The following is an 18,999-nucleotide window of genomic DNA, read 5'->3' on the forward strand; positions in this document are numbered from 1 at the left end:
ATCAGAAGAAACTCATGCCAATGATGATGGTATCTCCGGCCTGTACGGCGGAGTCGGCGGCGACGTTTTCCAGCAGTTTACCGCTGCGAAACTGACGAATGCGGATGTCATGGCGATCGGCGCGATCGGTAAACCCGCCGGCCAGCGCAATGGCTTTTTCAGCGGTTAAGCCCGGTTCCCAGGCGTAACCGTCCGGTTTTTTGACTTCGCCTAACAGATAAATTTTACGGTATTCGGCAATGCTCACGGTCACCATTGGCGCCTGCAGATAGTTACCGCGCAGCTTATCGGCAATTTCGTTGCCGACCTGTTCAGGCGTTTTCCCTTTCAGCATCAGGGAGCCTATATAAGGATAATCAACGCTGCCGCTATTATCGATTTTTACGCGCATAGTGAGATCCTGCTCGCCGGAAACCGCGATATTGATCTCATCTCCCTGGTCCAGATGATAAACGGCATCCAGCGGCGTTCGGATTGTCTGCGGCGGCGCCGAACAGCCCGCCAGCCATAGCGCCAGAAGAGAAATCACCGCCCGTTTTCCATAGCTAAGGATCATATTTGTACCTGCGTCATAAAAATAATGGCCGAGTCGTTGTAGCCCAGCGTGCGCTCGACCTCATGGTCATAGTCCGGGCCAATATAAAAGGCATCTTTTTCTTTATTAGAATGCATCGTGTTCCATTGCAGCTTCAGCTGAAAATTAACGGATGGACGGTAGTCGTAGTTGAAGGTGAGCGACACGAGGTTTGATCGATCTTTGCGTCCGTTGGTCTGGTGTTTGTAATCCTCTGTAATATAAGAGTAATCAACCAGAGTGGAGAACCTGTCGACCAGCCAGTGGTGCTCATAGCCCAGACCGAAATTTGATACCAGAATATAGCCGCCGGAGTCGGTGGGATCTTTTATTCGTTGTGAACTATGTAAGTTGAGCTTTATCTGTTCAAGCGGTTTCCAGTCGGCGTTAATATCCCAGTTCAGGCCGTTGAATCCCTGCGAGTCGGGATTATGGATAAAATCTTTATACAGCCAGGCGACGTTGCCGTGGATCTCGGTCTTGCCGGAAAGACGATTTTTCATGCCGACCAGCAGATAATATTCATTACTGTCTTTTAACGGGTTGAGCTCATAGCGACGCTGGTTGGTAATAAAACTGTAGCGATAGCGCAGCGTTTTGGCTTTTTGATCAAAAAGCTCGGCGACCAGGCTGTTTTCATGCCACTCCTGATCGTGCATGTAATAATGAAAGTCGGCGCTGGCGTCCTCAATGCTGTCGAGATTGCGAAAGCGCAGCTGCTTATGCATTAGCGCAACTTCTGCTTTACCGCGCCCTTCCGGCGCCCCGTAGCTATAGCGCAGTTCACTGTTAAAGAAGCGCGTGGCGATGGGCTTATTAATGCCAAACTCTTTAAACTGCTCGGGGAGAAACCCCTCGGTGGTATCGCGGCCGCGCTCTTCATGGCCGAACGTTTCATCGAGATCCAACGACAGCCCGTGCATGCTGCCGAAGCGCCACTTGCCGTTAAACATAAAAAAATGATTGTCGCGGTTATCTGCGCTATCGCTGGCGTAGCGGCGGTAATCGCCGGAGTACATCAATAAATAACGGTCCTCGTAGCGTTCGCCGATGGCTTTGAAAATCGGCTTAACGCCTTGATAAGCGGAGCCGATTTCATTCCCGCCGTAGCGTTGCCAGGTCACGTTGTCATTGTAACCGACGTCATAACCCACCTGGCTCTCGAAATCGATGCCAGCCACACCGGTATGTGGTTTTGCCTGCAGGTCAGCCCATGCGTAAGGCATCGCCAGCAAACCTGCGAGGAAAGTGAGTTCAGAACGCATTCTTCCCCACAAATCCGCGGAAAAACGTTAAAAACACAATTTTAATGTCCAGCAGCAGCGACCACGACTGAATATATTCCAGATCGTACTGAATGCGTTTTTCCATTTTATCAATCGTGTCGGTTTCGCCGCGAAAACCGTGTATTTGCGCCAGCCCGGTAATGCCGGGCTTCACTTTATGGCGGATCATGTAATTTTCCACCAGCACGCGATACTGCTCATTATGCGCGACCGCGTGAGGGCGTGGGCCCACTATCGACATGGTTCCCTGCAGCACGTTAAAAAACTGCGGCAGTTCATCAAGTGAGGTTTTACGTAAAAAGGCGCCGAAGCGGGTAATGCGCGGATCGTTACGCGTTGCCTGGGTCACTACCGCGCTGTTTTCCATCACGCGCATGGTTCTGAACTTCCAGACGGGGATCTGTTTACCGTTCAGGCCGTAACGGTTTTGTTTAAACAGCACCGGGCCCGGCGAAGTCAGCTTAATGCCGATCGCCACCGCCAGCATGACCGGCAGGCTGACCAGGGTAAAAAAAGCGCCAAGCACGATATCTTCGATACGCTTGAGTACCGCGCCTTCGCCTTCAAACGGCGAGGTAAAAATGCTGATCGTCTGAATATTGCCAAACATCCGCAGCTGAGAAATATGTGAGCTGTAGGAAAAGAGGTCCGGTACCAGAAACACATCTACGGTGGTGTCGGAAAATTCATTCAAGAACTGGCGAATACGCTGCTGGGCGACCATCGGCAGGGCAATATAGACTTCATCGATTTCTCCGGCTTTCGCCAGCGCCAACAGGTCTCGTGAGTTGCCTTTTTTCTCAATGCTGAGCAGGCGACTGTCGCGCTGCACGGCGCGGTCCTCAAAGAAGGTGATGTCAATCCCGTCGTGGGTATACTCCTTAAACAGCGCCTGCTCGATGGCCAGCCCGGCTGGCGTTATGCCTAAAATAGCCACCTTGAGTCTGGATTTGAAAAAATAGCGGCTGGAGATAACGCGAATCAGAAACATACTAATAAATATGGCAATCGAGCACAGCACAATAATTTCAGCTAATCGCACCGCGTTTGTGCTGGCGTGATTGTTCAGTAATAATTCGGCGCTTACAAACAATAAAAATGATAACAAGCCGCTTATACTGACGCTGAAAAACAATTTAGTTAATTTTTTTAAATACTGGCCTTTAAACTGACCAGAATATAGCTGAAAGTGTTCATTGGCTCTGATAAAAATCAGTGAATATATTATGCCCAGGAACAGAGAGGCCGTTGAGGGTTCGACGAAAAAGTATTTTAAATAAGCGAAAATGAACAAGTTGACGGCAATAAAATCCAGTAGCTTCATCAGCTTACTATAGCGGGCGTTGTAAATTTTAATGGTGCTATCCGTCATCTTTTTGCTCGTTTTATAGTCAATAAAATGATGTCCTGTCCTTCTTTAAAGCTGAATTTATGTCTATGAATCTATTCAAAAATTAAGCTTTAGCTCGGCGTTGATTATTGTAGCCTACGATTAATCTTATGTCGAACCTGCCCCGGACTGAGAGGAGATAACTTTTCCTGACGGGCAATAATATTTTTATCATTGCCTGAAGCATAAAAATGGCGGTTACGATTAAATAGGGGCGGAGAGACCCGGGTGGCAAACGAACGGCCGTCAGGGCTACAGTTCCTGGCCGATCCGCACTTGAGCGTTAAAAAATCCGCGCCAGCGGGGCTGGCGCGTTTATCGGCTAAATCCCAATGCACATGTATTTGATTTCTAAGTAATCCTCGATGCCATACTTCGACCCTTCGCGGCCGAGACCGGAAGATTTCACGCCGCCGAACGGGGCGACCTCGGTGGAGATCAGGCCGGTGTTAATCCCGATAATGCCGTACTCCAGCGCTTCGCCGACGCGAAAGACGCGGCTCAGATCGCGAGCGTAGAAATAGGCCGCCAGGCCGAATTCGGTGTCGTTGGCCTGAGCAATAACATCCGCTTCATCTTTAAAGCGGAATAGCGGGGCGAGTGGGCCAAAGGTCTCTTCTTTCGCCACTTTGGCATCACCGGGGACATCCACCAGAATCGTTGGCTGAAAGAAATTTCCGCCGAGCTCATGAACTTTCCCGCCGGTTACTATCCGCGCGCCTTTGCCCAGCGCATCGGCGATATGCTCCTGTACTTTGGCGATCGCTTTCTCGTCAATCAGCGGCCCGATGGTGACGTTCGGCTGCAGGCCATCGCCGATTTGCAGCTTACTCACCGCCTGCTGAAGCTTTTCGGCGAAACGATCGTAGACGCCATCCTGGACATACAGGCGGTTGGCGCAGACGCAGGTCTGCCCGGCGTTGCGAAATTTGGAGGCCAGCGCGCCTTCGACGGCTTTATCCAGATCGGCGTCATCAAAAACGATAAACGGCGCGTTGCCGCCGAGCTCCAGCGAGACCTTCTTGATATCTTTCGCGCACTGTTCCATCAGCTGGCGGCCAATTTCCGTCGAGCCGGTAAACGAGAGTTTGCGCACCAGCGGGTTACCGGTGAGCTCATTGCCGACTTCGCTGGCCGATCCGGTGACCACGTTAAACACGCCCTCGGGGATCCCGGCGCGGTTGGCGAGCTCCGCCAGCGCCAGCGCGGAGAACGGGGTCTGGCTGGCGGGCTTGAGCACCATCGTGCAGCCTGCAGCCAGCGCCGGGCCCGCCTTACGGGTGATCATCGCCGAGGGAAAATTCCACGGGGTGATAGCGGCGGTTACGCCAATCGGTTGTTTAATCACCAGCAGCCGCTTGTCGGCCTGATGGCCGGGTATGGTATCGCCATAGATGCGCTTGCCCTCTTCGGCAAACCACTCGATAAAGGAGGCGGCGTAGCTGATTTCACCTTTTGCTTCTGCCAGCGGTTTACCCTGTTCCAGCGTCATCAGGCGCGCCAAATCGTCCTGATGCTCCATCATCAGCTCAAACCAGCGGCGCAGGATAGCGGAGCGTTCTTTGGCGGTAAGGGCGCGCCATGCGGGCAGCGCGCCGGCGGCGGCATCGATAGCCTCGCGGGTTTCTGCGCCGCCCATTTTGGGCACGCTGCCCAGCTGCTGGCCGTTGGCGGGGTTCGTGACCGCAAGGGTCTCTTTGCTGCTGGCGTCGCGCCAGCGTCCGTTAATCAACGCCTGCTGGCGAAAAAGGGTAGGGTCGTTAAGTTGCATGGTTGCGTCCTGTCTTAATCTGTTTTAAACCGTGGATGCGCCTGAATCAGCTGCGTCAAACACCTGTCCCTGTTTAGTGTAGACGAACGCGTTCAGAGAACCGGGATCAATGCTGGGTGATACAACAATAACCACAAATAATTTACGGATATTTGAACTGGCAGAACGTTATTGTGCAAACAATGCTGTATTTTTTATGCTCAATTCGCAAGAAAGGAGCGCTCTATGTCACAGCAAGAACGGTTTTGTCAGGCCTGTGGAATGCCGATGTCCGCCGGGGAGGCGAAAAGCGCAAGCGACGAGTACTGCGCCTGGTGCTGCGATAACGAGGGGAAGCTTAAATCCTGGGAGGACGCCGTCTCCGGCCTGGCCGAGTTCCTCGATTCCTGGCAGAAGGTCGGCCCCGCGGAAGCGCGCAAGCGGGCGATGCGCTACTTAACGGCCATGCCCGCGTGGGCCCACAAAGCGGAAGAGTAACCCGCAGCCCGGAGCGCAAACTCCGGGCTTTTTTAGCGCGATCAGAACTTCCAGGAGACGCTGCCGACGATACTGCGCTCTGCGCCAAAGTAGCAGTAAGAGAGCGAGTTACAGGCGGCAACGTAGCTCTTGTCGGTCAGGTTATTCACGTTCAGCTGGGCGCTGAGGCCTTTAATTCCCACCTTCGACAGGTCATAGCCGATCGCCATATCCACCAGCGTCCAGGACGGCAGAGTGTGCGTATTCAGGCGGTCGCTGGTAATGCCGTTGACGTAGCGCACGCCGGAACCCAGCGTCAGGCCATCCAGCGGGCCGCTTTTCACATCATAGCTCAGCCAGGCGCTGGCCTGATTGCGCGGCGCGTAAACGGCACGCTTGCCTTGCTCTTCCGGGCTGCTTTTCTTATAGCGAATGTCGGTGTAGGTATAGGCGGCCTGCAGGCGGAAGCTATCCGTTAGCTGGCTTATCGCCTCCAGCTCCACCCCTTTCGACTCAATTTCACCAATCGAACGATACGGATCGGTCGGCTCTTCTTTGGTGGCGATATTGGTCTGATTGATGCGGAATACCGAGGCGCTGAACTGGCTGTTCATTCCTTCCGGCTCATACTTCAGCCCGGCTTCCCACTGCTTGCCTTTCATCGGATCCAGCACGTTGCCGTTTTCGTCGGCGAAGCTGGTGGGCGTAAAGGCGGTGGAGTAGCTGATGTACGGGGCAAACCCGTTATCGAACAGATACAGCAGCGCGGCGCGGGTGCTGAAGTTGTTCTTATCCAGATCGCTGCGCGTTTGATTAAGCTTATCGATGTTGGAGACGCTGACCTGGTCGTAGCGCCCGCCGAGGGTCAAACGCCAGCGCTCCCAGGACATTTGATCCTGTAAATAGTAGCCGGTCTGGCGCAGCTTGTGCTTCTCGCGGCTGTACATGGTGATGTAATCCGGCTTCGCGCCGTAGACCGGATTAAAAGCGTCAATGGCCGGGAATGCGCCATAGTAGCCGGTGGTGTCGTTGCTGCGGTCCTGATAGTCGATCCCTATCAGCAGGCGATGGTTAACGGCCCAGGTATCGACGCTGCCGTCGAGCTGGTTATCGAGGGTGATGGCGTTCATCTTTTCGTCCGAGCCGGAATAGCCGCGGTTCAGCTCGGTTTCGTTCAGCCAGCCCGCGGCATAAACCTGATTCAGCTCGACTTTGGTATGCAGGTAGCGCAGCTTCTGCCGCACCGACCAGCCGTTATCAAACAGATGCTCGAAGTTGTAGCCGACCATATTTTCGCGGCGATCGTACTTGTCGTAGTCATCTTCTCCCTCGAAGAAGGTGTTAGCGATTTTCTTGCCGTAGTGCGGCACCACGGTACCTTCATAGGGGAGGCCCGAGTGGCTGCCGCCCTCCGGGTCGCGATGCAGATAGGCCATTAAATCAAGGCGCGTCTGGTCGGTGATGCGCCAGGTCAGGCTGGGCATAATCGCGTAGCGCTGCTCTTTTAAGGTATCAAACTGCGAGTCTGCATAGCGGGTCATGCCGCTTAAGCGCGCCGCCACGCGATCGTTATCGTCCAGCGCCCCGGTAACGTCAAACGCCGCCCCGCGCTGGTTGTTATTCCCGGCAAACAGCTTAATTTCTCCGCCGGGATCGAATGAGGGTTTACGCGAGGTGAGGGCGACGATGCCGCCGGGCGAAGAGCGGCCGTACAGCACCGAGGCCGGGCCGCGCACCACTTCGATATTTTCCAGGAACCACGGATCGACCACCAGCGAGCTGTGCGAGTTGGTATCGCCCATCATTTTCAGGCCGTCGAGATAGACGTTATCCAGGCTGCCGTCGGAGAAGCCGCGCAGGACGATATAGTCAAAGCGGTTGGAGGCGCCAATCTGGTTGCTGTAAACCCCGGGGGTATAGCTCACGGCCTGGCGGACGCTGATCGCGCCCTGTTCTTCAAACTGCTCGCGCGTGATAATAGACACCGATTGCGGGGTCTCTATATCCGGGGTGGCAATTTTGGTCGCGCCGCTCTGCATCTGCGAAGTGACCACGATGGTTTCGTTTTTTGTTGTTTCCTGGGCCAGCAGCGGGAAGGCGACGCCGCCGGTCACCCATCCTACCAGTAGCGCCAGGCGAGTTTTCGCAAACATGAACATCTCCAAAGGCATTTCTAATTGTTAATAAGAATTATTACCTTTTTGATGCCGTCTATAGCTATGCGCAATGCCAGGATACGTATGCGCGCTGCCAAAGCCGCTGACTATTTTTCGCAAAAAGGGGAAAAATGGATTAGCCCGGCTTTTGCACATCGCAGGGCGAGATGCCGTAGCGCCGACGAAAAGCGGTAGAGAAGTTGGTGGCGTGCTGGTAGCCCGACATCCAGGCCGCCTGCTGCACGCTATAGCCCTCCAGCAGATAGCTTCTTGCCCGCGCCAGGCGGCAATCGCGCAGGTAGTCAAAAACCGAACAGCCGTAGGCCTGGCGAAACTTACTGCGCAAGCTGCTGGAGCTCATCGCCGCCCGCTGGGCCAGCTCATTGAGGGTGTAGTCGTTTTCCGGCGCCTGCTCCAGCAGGCGGCGAACTCTCTCCAGCCGCTGCTGTTCGCCGCCCGCCGGGGCGACGTGCTTCGCGCTTTCATCCTGACAGACGCTCAGTCCATGGCCGAACAGCTGCAGGATAAGCCCTTCCAGCATCAGCTGTCGGGACACGCGACTCAGCGCGCTCTGCTGCGCGTACTGCAGTCCGCTCAGCAGAAAACCCGGTATCTGCCAGATAAGCGTTGGCGTCTGGCACCTTTCCCACTCGCGCATCAATGAATCGAGCAGGCCATCGCGCCAGGTGCCGTCCGGGTAGAGACCGAGGGAGAGCGTACGGAGCCGGCTGTCGGCATCGTGGCGGGCGCGCATGGCCTGATGTTCGCTAAGGCGCGAGGTGAAGGCCATCCCGGAACGCACCAGGTGCTGCTCCCCGTTGAGGGTCAGCGCGACGCAGCCTTCCAGCACCACCAGCATATAGAGCGGGCTACTGTGGCGGGAGGTGGTCTCATAAGGCTGCAATACGTGAACATCAGAATGGGTGACGCACATGCCGCAGGGCAGGGTCATCTCTTCCACTTCTCCCCGCAGCACCGGGCTGGCGTGCGGAGGCTCCGGCTTTTGCAGCAGCTGCGGGAAGCGGTAGTCGATACCGTATCGTTCACCAAACGCCATAAACTCGCTGACGGAGAAGGTTTTCCTCAGCGCCTGGCGGGCGGGTTCGTTCTGCGTAGTTGTCTTGTTCATGCGGTTTTCGGCACCGGAGAGGGCGTCATCGGATGACGTCACCTTATCACTGCGCGGGCAGGGCGACAATAAAGATGAGAATCATTATCAACTTTTGCGCTGCGGCACAGAAGGCGCGCGGACGGCCGCTATCCGTGCGCCAGCGGCAGGGATCAGGCGTCAGCGTTGTCCAGCGGCCAGGAGTCGAACAGGTAGCCGTCGAAGTAGATATCATCGACGTTGGAGAACTCCAGCAGGCGGCGTTTGACGTTTTCCAGATGCTGCCACATGGCAAGCTTGGCCGCCCGGGCGTCTTTTTTGATTAAGGCGGCGAGGATCCGTTTGTGATCCACCAGCCACTCCTGACGGTAGTGGGTATCGCCGAGATGGCGGTGCAGCTGGATCCACATGGGGTTATTTTCCCGCCACTGCCATGACTGCCTGAACAGCTCGACCAGCATACTGTTGTGGGTCGCTTCGGCAATGGCCAGATGAAACTGCATATCGCCGCTTTCGGAGCCGCCCGGCGCGCTGCTGGCCAGCTCGCGCTCTTCCAGTTGCAAAGCCTGGCGCATTTTGATGATATCTTCCCGGGTTGCCTGCAGTGCGGCAAATTCGGCGATATTGCTCTCCAGCAGCTGGCGGGCCTGCAGCAGTTCAAACGGACCGGCATCATTGCAATGATTGATGTCCGCGCTCTCCGCCGCGCCTTCTCCGACGGCGTTATCGAGCACGTAGATCCCGGCGCCGCGGCGCACTTCGACCAGCCCTTTAATCTCCAGCATGATCAGCGCCTCGCGGACCACGGTGCGGGTCACGTCCAGCATCTCGGCGATTTCGCGTTCCGGCGGTAAGCGATCGCCGGGGTTATAGGGCGTCTGGACGATCAGATTGCGGATCAACGCGCCGACTTCCTGATAGGGTCTGTGCTGAGAAGTTTGTGATTTCATGATGTTATGTTGTGAGATGCGATAGCCCGGTGGCTGACTATAGCATCTGGCCAGGGGGTTGGCACCTCCCCGTGCGCGGAGAGTGGGAAAACGGGTCAACCACATTGGTGTTCAGTTGACCCGTGGCAGGACAGAGCGTTACAGGCCGCCGCCGAGCGCCGCAACGCACTCGCGGGCGCCGCGTTCGCACAGCGCGTGGTAAGCCTGCGTCACCGCCGCAATAAAATCGCTATTGTCCGGCAGATCGTGGGCAAAAATTCCGCTTAACGCCAGCAGCGCGGCGACGCGTTCTGCACCCTGAAAACGCTGGTTGATCTGTTGGATCTCCGCCAGCAGCGGGTCGACGACATCAATAGGCTGCCCCCGCTCGTCGATGCCCTGGGTATAGCGCATCCAGCCCGCCACGCCGAGCGCCAGATGGCGCCAGCTGCTGCCGTTTTGCAGATGCAAACGGATGGGATCCAGCAGGCGCTGCGGCAGCTTCTGGCTACCGTCCATGGCGATCTGCCAGGTACGATGGCGCAGCGACGGGTTGCTGAAACGGGCAATCAGCAGCGTGGCGTAGGCCTGGAGATCGGTGCCTTCCGGCATGGAGAGCGTCGGCGCCTGCTCCTGCATCATCAGGGCGAAAGCCGCTTCACGATAGGCCGGGTTGGTCATGGTATCGGCGATGGTTTCATAGCCGCCGAGATAGCCAAGATACGCCAGGAAGGAGTGGCTGCCGTTGAGCATCCGCAGCTTCATCATTTCAAACGGCACGACGTCTTCAACAAACTGCGCGCCGACTTTATCCCACGCCGGGCGGCCGCTGACGAAGCTATCTTCAATCACCCACTGGCGGAACGGTTCGCAGGCGATGGCGCACGGATCGTAGACCCCAAGCTGGTCGGCAATCTCCTGCAGCGTTTCCGGCGTCGCCGCGGGTACGATGCGGTCAACCATGGTGCACGGGAAGGTGGCATGGGCTTCAATCCACGCCGCCAGCAGCGGGTCGCGCGCCTGGGCCAGGCCAAGCACCGCCACTTTCGCCACGTGGCCATTCTCGCGGACGTTATCGCAGGACATCACCGTAAAGGCCTCAAGCCCCTGCTCACGGCGCAGGCGCAGCGCTTCGACGATATAGCCTATGGCGGATTTCGGCGTCGTCGGGTTGGCGAGGTCGTGTTGAATCAGCGGGTTGTTGAGATCGAGCTGGCCGCTGGCCGCATCGGTGCAGTAGCCTTTTTCAGTGACCGTCAGGGAGACGATTGCCGTGTGCGGACGCGTCATGGCGCGCAGAATGCCGTCACAGCCGTCGATTTCCGGATGCAGCGCCTCTTTCATCGAACCGATAATTTTCAGCGCGGTGCTGTCAGCGCCTTTTTCCGCCACCGTGTAGAGCAGCTGCTGATTTTTCAGCTGTTCAATCAGAACGCGATCGTTGCCCGGCATCAGGTTGACTTCGCAGATGCCCCAGTCGCTGTCGCTGGTTTCCAGCAGATGATGGGTATAAAGCGCCTGATGCGCGCGGTGAAATGCGCCGCAGCCCAGGTGAACGATGCGGGATTCCAGGCGAGAACGATCCCACGCGGGGCGCGTCACCGGCAGGTTGCTGTCGGCAATGGTTGCAGTCATAGCAAACTCCAGAGTGGGCCGCAAAAGGCGGCCGAAGAGGTAAAGGCGGGACGTCGGCCCCGCCAGTCAGGAATTAGCGGCTAAAAAAAGCGCGCTGAATCGCCAGCTCGACGCCGCGAACTTCAGCCAGCCCTTTCAGGCGACCAATCGCGGAATAGCCGGGGTTGGTTTTCTTTTTCAGATCGTCGAGCATCTGGTGACCGTGGTCAGGACGCATAGGGATAAGATCCTCTTTGCCTTCCGCTTTACGGCGGTGCTCTTCTTCAACAATCGCTTTCACCACTTCGTACATGTCCACGTCGCCGTGCAGGTGAGCGGCTTCGTGGAACGTTTTCGGGTTCTCTTCGCGCAGCGTAGAGCGCAGATGGGTGAAGTAAATGCGCGGGCCGAACTGCTTAATCATATCCACAAGATCGTTGTCGGCGCGGACCCCGTAGGAGCCGGTGCACATGGTAAAGCCGTTAGCCATGCTGTTCACCGTGTCGACCATCCACTGCATATCTTCAATGGTCGAGACGATGCGCGGCAGGCCGAGAATCGGGCGCGGCGGATCGTCCGGGTGTACCGCCATACGTACGCCAACCTCTTCGGCGACGGGGATAATCGCTTTCAGGAAGACGGCGAAATTCTCGCGCAGCGCGGCTTTATCAATATCTTTATAGGTGGCAAGGTGCTGGCGGAACTGGTCGAGGGTATATCCCTCTTCCGCGCCCGGCAGACCGGCGATAATGTTGCGGGTCAGGCGCGCTTTATCTTCATCGCTCATGGCGGCGAAACGCTGATTCGCCTGAGCGACCTCTTCGGCGGTGTAGTCCGCTTCCGCGCCCGGACGCTTGAGGATATGCAGCTCAAAGGCGGCGAATTCAATTTGATCGAAACGCAGGGCTTTGGAGCCATCCGGCAGGACGTATTCCAGATCGGTACGGGTCCAGTCGAGGACCGGCATAAAGTTGTAGCACACGGTACGGATGCCGCACTGCGCCAGATTGCGCAGGCTCTGCTGGTAGTTAGCGATCCACTTCGCGTAGTTGCCGGTATGGGTTTTGATCTCTTCGTGAATCGGTACGCTTTCGACCACCGACCATACCAGCCCGGCGGCTTCCACGATGGCTTTACGCTTGAGGATTTCGTCAACCGTCCACACTTCACCGTTCGGGATATGGTGCAGGGCGGTAACCACTCCGGTCGCGCCCGCCTGACGGACGTCAGCTAAAGTGACCGGATCGTTAGGGCCATACCAGCGCCATGTCTGTTCCATGCTTAACCTCTTTCACGTTATTGACCTGCTTCAGGCCGCTGCTTTGATGGTAGCGTCGGTTCCGGTCAACCATCGTAACGGAGGGGAAACCAGACGATATGGCGTATAAATTCCTCCAATTGGTCGAACATGTCAACCATGAATGGCAAATTGGTAAACCAAAGTGTGACGGAGATGCGCGAAGGGGAGGGAACGTTAAACAGGGCGGCATTGATAAACCGCCACGGGGCGCGGGCTGATTCTGCTGGCGTTAGCGTTAAGCATTTTTCATGTACTTCAAGAGATTACTCAGAACCGGAGAAGTGGAATTCTTCATGGGCATAGGGCCAGTGCGCGGCGGGTAGCGAGGTGTTGCTAAATGGTTAACCAATGTGCCAAACCTATCGACCAGAAGAACGGAGGCGGTCATTGATGCCGGCCGGAGCGCGTACGGACTCGCAGCAGATCACACTTTTTGATTATTACGATTTCCATATAAAAACTACGTGTTATCATTCCGCTGGTAAATACCTTTTCAACTCTCACCGAGGCTTTGATGCTGGAGAATGTCATCATCAGATAATCAGCTTCCCGACCTTTTCAGGCCGGACTGGTTATCGCTGCGCTTAAACCTTACGCGAACACCTGAGGGTGTTGGCTCGTTTTTACGCATGATGATTAACAGGTTTCTTCAGTATGAATCTATCCCGTCAGGAACAACGTACCTTACACGTTCTCGCTAAAGGTGGCCGGATCGCGCACATCCGCGATGCATCAGGCCGCGTCACCTCTGTTGAATGCTACAGCCGCGAAGGGCTCCTGCTCAGCGACTGCACGCTCGCCGTTTTCAAAAAACTCAAAACCAAAAAGCTGATTAAGTCCGTCAACGGACAGCCTTACCGCATCAATACCACCGGGCTGAATAACGTCCGCGCACAGCTGGACAATCGCTAAGGAGCCTCTGATGACAAACCACAGCTTCACTTTTCATGTCGCCTCTGAAGGCGATACCGATGACATTCTCGACGTCGAAACCCGGGCTTTCGGCTACAGCAAAGAGGCCAGGCTGGTGGCCGATTTGCTCAACGATGAGAGCGCCTGCCCGACGCTATCGCTGCTGGCCAGGCATAACGGAGAGGCGGTTGGGCATATTTTATTCACCCGGGCGACGTTCAAAGGGGAGCCGGACTCGCCGATGATGCACATCCTTGCTCCCCTGGCGGTGGTGCCGGAATACCAGGGCGCGGGCGTTGGCGGAGAGCTTATCCGGCACGGCATTGAGCAGTTGAAAGCAATGGGAAGCCAGGCGGTATTTGTTCTGGGCCACGCCGCTTACTACCCCAGGCACGGGTTTGAGCCAGGCGCGGGAGATAAAGGCTATCCGGCGCCTTATCCGATTCCCGCGGCGCATAAAGCCTGCTGGATGCTGCAGCCGATTTCGTCTCAGCCGCTGGGACGAACGGGCCAGATACAGTGCGCCCGGGCGTTAATGAAACCCGAGCACTGGCGCGAGTAATCAATAAGGAGATGATGATGACTATTGGCACGATTATTACCGGTTCCAGGCATATCGCGTTGTCATCCCGGGAGCGCAAAATCCCCTGGGATGAACCGGCTTTTAGCCAGCGTATGCTGGAAAACCACCTGTCGCAGGAGCACGACTGGGCCAGCCGCAGGCGGGCGGTTATCGAACAACAGGTCGCGTGGATTGCCGGACAGCTACCCGCCGGCGCGCGCATTCTGGACCTCGGCTGCGGGCCGGGCTTTTACACCCGCCTGCTGGCGGAGCGCGGCTTTTACTGTACGGGCGTGGATTTTTCGCCGGCGTCGATCGCCTGGGCCCGGCAGCAGGCGCAGGCGGCCGGGCTGGATATTGCCTATCACCAGCAGGACGTTCGCGAGTACGCGCCGGAAACCCAGTTTGATTTCATTATGATGACCTTCGGTGAACTGAACGTGTTCAGCGCGGCTGAGGCCCGCTCGCTGGTTCATCGCTGCGCGCAGTGGCTGGTTCCGTGGGGAAAGCTGCTCATCGAGGTTCATACCTATGCTGAAGTTAAACGTCAGGGAATGGCCGATCCCGGCTGGCAGCGCTGTCCGCAGGGGCTGTTTCTTGATGTTCCGCACCTGCTGCTGACGGAGCACGCCTGGGATCCGGCGGCGCAAACCAGCTCCACGCGGTTTATGGCGATTGAAGAGAGCGGCAAGGTGACGCGCTTCGGCAGCCGGATGACCGCCTGGCACGATGACGCTTATCTCGACCTGCTGCGCACGGCGGGTTTGACCACCATTACCCGCCCGGATGAGGCGGAATGGCCGGTCAGCGAAACCTTTACCGGCAAGCTGTACGCGCTGCTGGCCGAAAAAAACGTTCCCGATTCTCTTTCCGCAAAACCCATAAAAGGAATTCAACCATTGGATATTCCACGTATTTTCACCATTAGTGAAAGCGCTCACCGCATCCATAACCCGTTTACGCCGGAAAAATACGCCGCCCTTGGCCGCGTGCTGCGAATGAAGGCCGGAACCCGGATACTCGATCTTGGCAGCGGATCGGGGGAGATGCTCTGTACCTGGGCGCGCGATCACGGCATTCGCGGCATCGGCGTCGACATGAGCGCGCTGTTCAGCGAGCAGGCTAAGCTGCGGGCAGAAGAGCTTGGCGTTGCCGACCGCGTGACGTTTATTCACCAGGACGCCGCCGGTTATGTGGCCGAGGAAAAATGCGACATCGCCGCCTGCGTGGGCGCGACCTGGATCGCCGGCGGCGTCGCCGGGACTATCGAGCTGCTGAGCAAAAGCCTCAAGCCCGGCGGTATGCTGCTGATCGGCGAACCGTACTGGCGCCAGGTACCGGCAACGGAAGAGATAGCACAGGCCTGTGGCGCCTCTTCGCTCGCCGACTTTCTGACGCTTGCCGATCTGGTCTCCTCTTACGATGCGCTTGGTTATGACCTCGTCGAAATGGTGCTGGCGGACCAGGAAGGTTGGGACCGCTACGAAGCGGCGAAATGGCTCACCATGCGCCGTTGGTTAGAGGAAAACCCCGATGATGAGTTTGTGCCAGAAGTCCGGGCGGAGCTGACGATGGCGCCAAAACGCCATGCGACTTATACGCGTGAATACTTTGGCTGGGGCGTATTTGCGTTAATCAAGCGGTAGTTGAAAGACCCGGCATAGCAGGAAGGCTATGCCGGGATCAGCGAGCTGGAGATCGTCCGGGAAGGGGACAGCATCATTCTGCGTCCCGTCCGGCCGACCTGGAGCTCGTTCGTGCAGCTGGACAGGGCCGATCCGGAATTTATGGCGGAGCGTGAAGACGTGGTCAGCGATGAAAGACGGTTTGAGCTATGAAGAAGAGCTGGATGCTCGACACCTGCATCTGCTCTTTCATCATGCTTGAGTAGCCGGCAACGTTGCTGAAGCGCCTGGAGCAGGCAGTGCTGCGCGGTCACCGCATCGTGGTCTCGGCCCTGATTTATGCCGAGATGCGTTTCGGCACCACCGGACCGAAGGCCTCGCCGCGCCATGTGCAACTGGTCGACGCGTTCTGCGCGCGCCTCGATGCTGTCCTGCCCTGGGACCGCGCCGCGGTGGACGCCACCACGGACATCAAAGTGGTGCTGCGCCTCGCCGGGACGCCAATCGGCCAAACGACATCGCGATAGCCGGGCACGCCATCGCGGTCGGCGCCGTGCTGGTGACGAATAATACACGGGAGTTTGCGCGGGTGCCGGGCCTGGTTCTGGAAGATTGGATAAAATAAAATGAGTGAAGGTCACGATAAGGGTATCGTGGTGAGTGGCACGAAATTCTGAGCAATATCCCCGTCAGTGTGAGGAACCTAATTTCCGGTAAATGCTGGCTGAGTCGATACTACTGGTGCAGTGAACACTCAGTATTAACGATCGTTAAGTACGACCGGAATGCTTTATTACCCTGCCAGCCCTGTCCTGTCAGCCAGTGATATAACAGGGCCCAAGATTATTGCTGCCTGTTCCAACATTTAGAGATCTGAAGAAAGAACTCTTTTTTTATGGCAGAAAAAGAGATTTAGTTGCTCTACCCGGGCTAAGCCGGCCAGCCCATCCAGGATTAGTTTGACCCTCTTTTGAATGGATGTTTATCATGTCCTCACCAACTGTCTCGAATACCGCCAGTCCCAGAGGGGCGACAAAATTGACACCATTCGCAGTCAGGATAGTTTCACAAGGAGGGAGTCCAGTATGGCAAGAGAGAAGATATAGTTTTATGTTTTTCTCACTAATATCTTTACTGAACTTTGTAAGATCAATGTCATCCCCCTCATCACCTCTCACCGCCAAAGGCCCCCTCTCGTTACCATGGCTCAGTAACACGAAAACATCACCATTTTTTAATGCCGATATTGACGTCCAAAAAAAATCGGGATCTTCAGTTAATGGCTGGCAACTATACCCCTTTCTGCGCATAATCCTTAACGTATCGGATGTTACTGAACCGTCATCATACAAAAATAATTTATTCATTTTAATCTCCGGAATTAAATCCCCTCAAACAACACTTTTTTAGAATCATATAATTAATTCTGATATATTCAGGTCATGCCAACAAATACAAGGATGGGAGCGTTGAATTTTAAATAATAGTTCCTTTCCAGACGTGATGATATCAGTAATAAACATGATAATAATACATGTCTGCTTATTCTGACTGGGCAGTTGAACTGCTCTCCGGTGTTGCTGCCGGTTGTAAAGTTTCAGACAGGGGGTCTATGCCGGCCCCCCGATTTTCCCGTTATCCCACATCCAGGCCAATACTGGTTAATATGGAATAAATTTATTGAACGTAAGATTTCAATCTTTCAATGAGTTTTGTATATTCTTCGGGCTCCTGATTGAGTATGACGCCATATTTTGCAATTGCAGCAGGGTCGACAAAAAGGAATGTACTGGCTTCCTGAAGTTGCTCAAAAGAAGTCTGCACAGATTTATGGCACGGTGAACTGGTGACTTTTTTATGAGATTCCTTTGTCGCATAAAAGAGCCTTACCGTCACGCTTGGTGCCCCAAAGAGTTCTTCACAGATAAACAGAAGATGGGCGATTTTTGCTTTATCGTCTTCCTGCGAACGGGTGAATTCACCACTGAGAGCGTTCAGAACATCTTTTGCTATTTGCATTGACCGCCCTGCGGTCAGGCCGGGTAATAAATTCTGAACAATCTGGGTATCCACACTCAGAGATCCACTCTTGATAGTCAGTGTATTGCTGAACTTCTGGACCTGCACAAAAAAACCAGTGCTGCTGATCATTTTTTCCCACGCATCATAATCAAATAATGTTTTGTTGCTAAGAGCAAGTGCCCGGGTCATCGCCGCAAATAAAACCGTCACACAGTCAAACAGTTCCTTCGTTCTTTCCTGCATCACTTCACTGGTTGTGGCATAGTATATATTTCCTGTCTGATTCATAATGAAATTAACAGGAGTTTCACCACCGACATTATCCTTATTTTCTTGAGTTTTGAATATACGTAAATATTCTGAAAGTGTTGTTTTTTCAGGTGAGGTGAATTTAAAAACCGGACTGTTTTTTTTCATTTCGGTCAGCATAGTCATATCCTTATAAATCAACAGAAGAGAATTGCGCTTACACAATAAAAATCAACTTAAAAACATAGTGAATTAATTTTTAAGTTTCATTTTTCATTTGGTGTAATTCATAATGGAATTGAAAAGTTAATAAATCCGTGATGTGTTTCACATTATGTTGTCAAATATAATCATAATGGATCGATTCATTAATCATAAATTCATGATGTGTATTGATTAAATGAATATTATAACTCGTATCGATTTTTAAAAAATAATATGCATTCGTCTCAATGACAAGATTTATCTCCTCAAGAGAATACATTCGAAACTGAATGCACCGATGTCCACAGGTTGTGGTCCCGGCCATCACCTGCACCGGGATGCATTCCGGGCGAGCTGCAGGAAAGTGTCACCCTGCCACGGCTGCTGGTCGAGGCGTTGATACCGTGCTGATCTGGGGCCGAGCGGCGGTGGATGCCACATCGGAAATGTACAGCCGTACGTGAGATTTCTTCGCAAAGTTCCTGTAGCTCACCGTGTTCAGCACAGAGGGCTTTGTGATACCCATCTGTGGCATACGCCCCGGCAAAAATACACTGTTCAAGCAGCTCCCAAAGCTGCAGGTTATTAATACCTTTTTCAGCGAGTTCCGCGTACAGGGGTTTCATTTCGTTGTATCGGGCAATCAGCCCATGTGGAATTCCTGGCCGGTTCAGGTCCGTCCCGCCAGTTGCTGAGTTTTTCCTTCAGTATCTGAACACCGGTCAATCCGGCGGCGCCATCATGATAGCGCAGGCGGACAGAGAAGGGCGGGAAAACCCGTGATATTGATGAAGTTTTTCGCGGTATACTCCAGAGCATTATCAGCAACGGGAAGGGCGGC

General features: G+C 54.9%; 15 protein-coding genes and 3 pseudogenes. 7 read left to right on the top strand and 11 right to left on the bottom strand.

Annotation, left to right across the window (positions count from 1 at the left end):
* Position 1: 1 nt before the first annotated feature.
* The 4 genes from F8562_RS19105 to gabD all read right to left on the bottom strand — a co-directional run bounded on the left by F8562_RS19105 (position 2) and on the right by gabD (position 5,021).
* The gene (locus F8562_RS19105) at positions 2-556 is read right to left on the bottom strand and encodes a polysaccharide biosynthesis/export family protein (RefSeq protein ID WP_014837482.1); all 555 of its coding nucleotides are present in this window, start codon (positions 554-556) and stop codon (positions 2-4) included.
* The gene (locus F8562_RS19110; RefSeq protein ID WP_014837483.1) at positions 553-1,839 is read right to left on the bottom strand and encodes an outer membrane beta-barrel protein; all 1,287 of its coding nucleotides are present in this window, start codon (positions 1,837-1,839) and stop codon (positions 553-555) included. Before F8562_RS19110 ends, F8562_RS19105 begins: the two co-directional genes overlap by 4 nt.
* Positions 1,829-3,232: an undecaprenyl-phosphate glucose phosphotransferase gene (locus tag F8562_RS19115; RefSeq protein WP_014228048.1), complete on the bottom strand. Its 1,404-nt coding sequence runs from the start codon at positions 3,230-3,232 to the stop codon at positions 1,829-1,831. The genes F8562_RS19110 and F8562_RS19115 overlap by 11 nt, the downstream gene beginning before the upstream one ends.
* Before the next feature lie 340 nt (positions 3,233-3,572).
* Entirely contained in the window at positions 3,573-5,021 is a 1,449-nt protein-coding gene (gene gabD, locus F8562_RS19120; protein ID WP_014837484.1) for an NADP-dependent succinate-semialdehyde dehydrogenase, read from the bottom strand.
* A 225-nt stretch (positions 5,022-5,246) separates the two neighbouring features.
* Here gabD and F8562_RS19125 point away from each other — a divergent pair, with 225 nt between their 5' ends.
* Positions 5,247-5,498, top strand: a complete 252-nt coding sequence (locus F8562_RS19125; protein WP_014837485.1) for a zinc ribbon domain-containing protein — start codon at positions 5,247-5,249, stop codon at positions 5,496-5,498.
* A gap of 41 nt (positions 5,499-5,539) precedes the next feature.
* Here the strand turns inward: F8562_RS19125 and foxA are convergent, their stop codons facing one another.
* From foxA to uxuA, 5 genes are all read right to left on the bottom strand, one after another.
* Positions 5,540-7,648, bottom strand: coding sequence for a ferrioxamine B receptor FoxA (gene foxA, locus F8562_RS19130; RefSeq protein ID WP_088168441.1), 2,109 nt, complete (start codon positions 7,646-7,648; stop codon positions 5,540-5,542).
* A 121-nt stretch (positions 7,649-7,769) separates the two neighbouring features.
* Positions 7,770-8,762: a helix-turn-helix transcriptional regulator gene (locus F8562_RS19135; protein ID WP_014228052.1), complete on the bottom strand. Its 993-nt coding sequence runs from the start codon at positions 8,760-8,762 to the stop codon at positions 7,770-7,772.
* Positions 8,763-8,914: 152 nt separating this feature from the next.
* The gene (uxuR, locus tag F8562_RS19140) at positions 8,915-9,691 is read right to left on the bottom strand and encodes a Uxu operon transcriptional regulator (protein ID WP_004847986.1); all 777 of its coding nucleotides are present in this window, start codon (positions 9,689-9,691) and stop codon (positions 8,915-8,917) included.
* 138 nt (positions 9,692-9,829) lie between these two features.
* Positions 9,830-11,305 carry a fructuronate reductase gene (locus F8562_RS19145; RefSeq protein ID WP_014228053.1) on the bottom strand — a complete coding sequence of 492 codons (1,476 nt, stop codon included), beginning with the start codon at positions 11,303-11,305 and terminating at the stop codon, positions 9,830-9,832.
* A gap of 73 nt (positions 11,306-11,378) precedes the next feature.
* Positions 11,379-12,563 (bottom strand): mannonate dehydratase, encoded by a 1,185-nt coding sequence (gene uxuA, locus F8562_RS19150; protein ID WP_014228054.1) that lies wholly within the window; start codon positions 12,561-12,563, stop codon positions 11,379-11,381.
* Positions 12,564-13,238: 675 nt separating this feature from the next.
* Here uxuA and F8562_RS19155 point away from each other — a divergent pair.
* The 6 genes and pseudogenes from F8562_RS19155 to F8562_RS19170 all read left to right on the top strand — a co-directional run bounded on the left by F8562_RS19155 (position 13,239) and on the right by F8562_RS19170 (position 16,308).
* Positions 13,239-13,496: a YjhX family toxin gene (locus F8562_RS19155; RefSeq protein ID WP_004110819.1), complete on the top strand. Its 258-nt coding sequence runs from the start codon at positions 13,239-13,241 to the stop codon at positions 13,494-13,496.
* Between the two features lie 10 nt (positions 13,497-13,506).
* The gene (locus F8562_RS19160) at positions 13,507-14,058 is read left to right on the top strand and encodes a GNAT family N-acetyltransferase (RefSeq protein ID WP_014837489.1); all 552 of its coding nucleotides are present in this window, start codon (positions 13,507-13,509) and stop codon (positions 14,056-14,058) included.
* Between the two features lie 113 nt (positions 14,059-14,171).
* Positions 14,172-14,597, top strand: a pseudogene (locus F8562_RS29505) (class I SAM-dependent methyltransferase); the annotation flags it as partial.
* A 360-nt stretch (positions 14,598-14,957) separates the two neighbouring features.
* Positions 14,958-15,704, top strand: a complete 747-nt coding sequence (locus F8562_RS29510; protein WP_223226754.1) for an SAM-dependent methyltransferase — start codon at positions 14,958-14,960, stop codon at positions 15,702-15,704.
* Between the two features lie 27 nt (positions 15,705-15,731).
* Positions 15,732-15,896, top strand: a pseudogene (locus F8562_RS29320) (AbrB/MazE/SpoVT family DNA-binding domain-containing protein); the annotation flags it as partial.
* A gap of 62 nt (positions 15,897-15,958) precedes the next feature.
* Positions 15,959-16,308: pseudogene (locus tag F8562_RS19170) on the top strand (type II toxin-antitoxin system VapC family toxin).
* A 268-nt stretch (positions 16,309-16,576) separates the two neighbouring features.
* Here F8562_RS19170 and F8562_RS19175 read toward each other — a convergent pair.
* Together F8562_RS19175 and F8562_RS19180 are read right to left on the bottom strand one after the other, a co-directional pair.
* Positions 16,577-17,050, bottom strand: a complete 474-nt coding sequence (locus tag F8562_RS19175; RefSeq protein ID WP_032693194.1) for a hypothetical protein — start codon at positions 17,048-17,050, stop codon at positions 16,577-16,579.
* Between the two features lie 310 nt (positions 17,051-17,360).
* Positions 17,361-18,134, bottom strand: a complete 774-nt coding sequence (locus F8562_RS19180) for a Zygote formation protein zyg1 (RefSeq protein ID WP_088168442.1) — start codon at positions 18,132-18,134, stop codon at positions 17,361-17,363.
* Between the last annotated feature and the right edge of the window lie 865 nt (positions 18,135-18,999).

The sequence above is a fragment of the Klebsiella sp. RCJ4 genome, from assembly GCF_009025755.1.
Taxonomy (GTDB): domain Bacteria; phylum Pseudomonadota; class Gammaproteobacteria; order Enterobacterales; family Enterobacteriaceae; genus Klebsiella; species Klebsiella michiganensis.

Bases quoted from the DNA above. Each gene is read 5' to 3' on its own strand.
- F8562_RS19145 (WP_014228053.1), bottom strand. From the start codon at position 11,305: ATGACTGCAACCATTGCCGACAGCAACCTGCCGGTGACGCGCCCCGCG.
- F8562_RS19105 (WP_014837482.1), bottom strand. From the start codon at position 556: ATGATCCTTAGCTATGGAAAACGGGCGGTGATTTCTCTTCTGGCGCTA.
- F8562_RS19135 (WP_014228052.1), bottom strand. From the start codon at position 8,762: ATGAACAAGACAACTACGCAGAACGAACCCGCCCGCCAGGCGCTGAGG.
- F8562_RS19115 (WP_014228048.1), bottom strand. From the start codon at position 3,232: ATGACGGATAGCACCATTAAAATTTACAACGCCCGCTATAGTAAGCTG.
- uxuA (WP_014228054.1), bottom strand. From the start codon at position 12,563: ATGGAACAGACATGGCGCTGGTATGGCCCTAACGATCCGGTCACTTTA.
- F8562_RS19160 (WP_014837489.1), top strand. From the start codon at position 13,507: ATGACAAACCACAGCTTCACTTTTCATGTCGCCTCTGAAGGCGATACC.
- F8562_RS19110 (WP_014837483.1), bottom strand. From the start codon at position 1,839: ATGCGTTCTGAACTCACTTTCCTCGCAGGTTTGCTGGCGATGCCTTAC.
- F8562_RS19175 (WP_032693194.1), bottom strand. From the start codon at position 17,050: ATGAATAAATTATTTTTGTATGATGACGGTTCAGTAACATCCGATACG.
- foxA (WP_088168441.1), bottom strand. From the start codon at position 7,648: ATGCCTTTGGAGATGTTCATGTTTGCGAAAACTCGCCTGGCGCTACTG.
- uxuR (WP_004847986.1), bottom strand. From the start codon at position 9,691: ATGAAATCACAAACTTCTCAGCACAGACCCTATCAGGAAGTCGGCGCG.
- F8562_RS19125 (WP_014837485.1), top strand. From the start codon at position 5,247: ATGTCACAGCAAGAACGGTTTTGTCAGGCCTGTGGAATGCCGATGTCC.
- gabD (WP_014837484.1), bottom strand. From the start codon at position 5,021: ATGCAACTTAACGACCCTACCCTTTTTCGCCAGCAGGCGTTGATTAAC.
- F8562_RS19180 (WP_088168442.1), bottom strand. From the start codon at position 18,134: ATGCTGACCGAAATGAAAAAAAACAGTCCGGTTTTTAAATTCACCTCA.
- F8562_RS19155 (WP_004110819.1), top strand. From the start codon at position 13,239: ATGAATCTATCCCGTCAGGAACAACGTACCTTACACGTTCTCGCTAAA.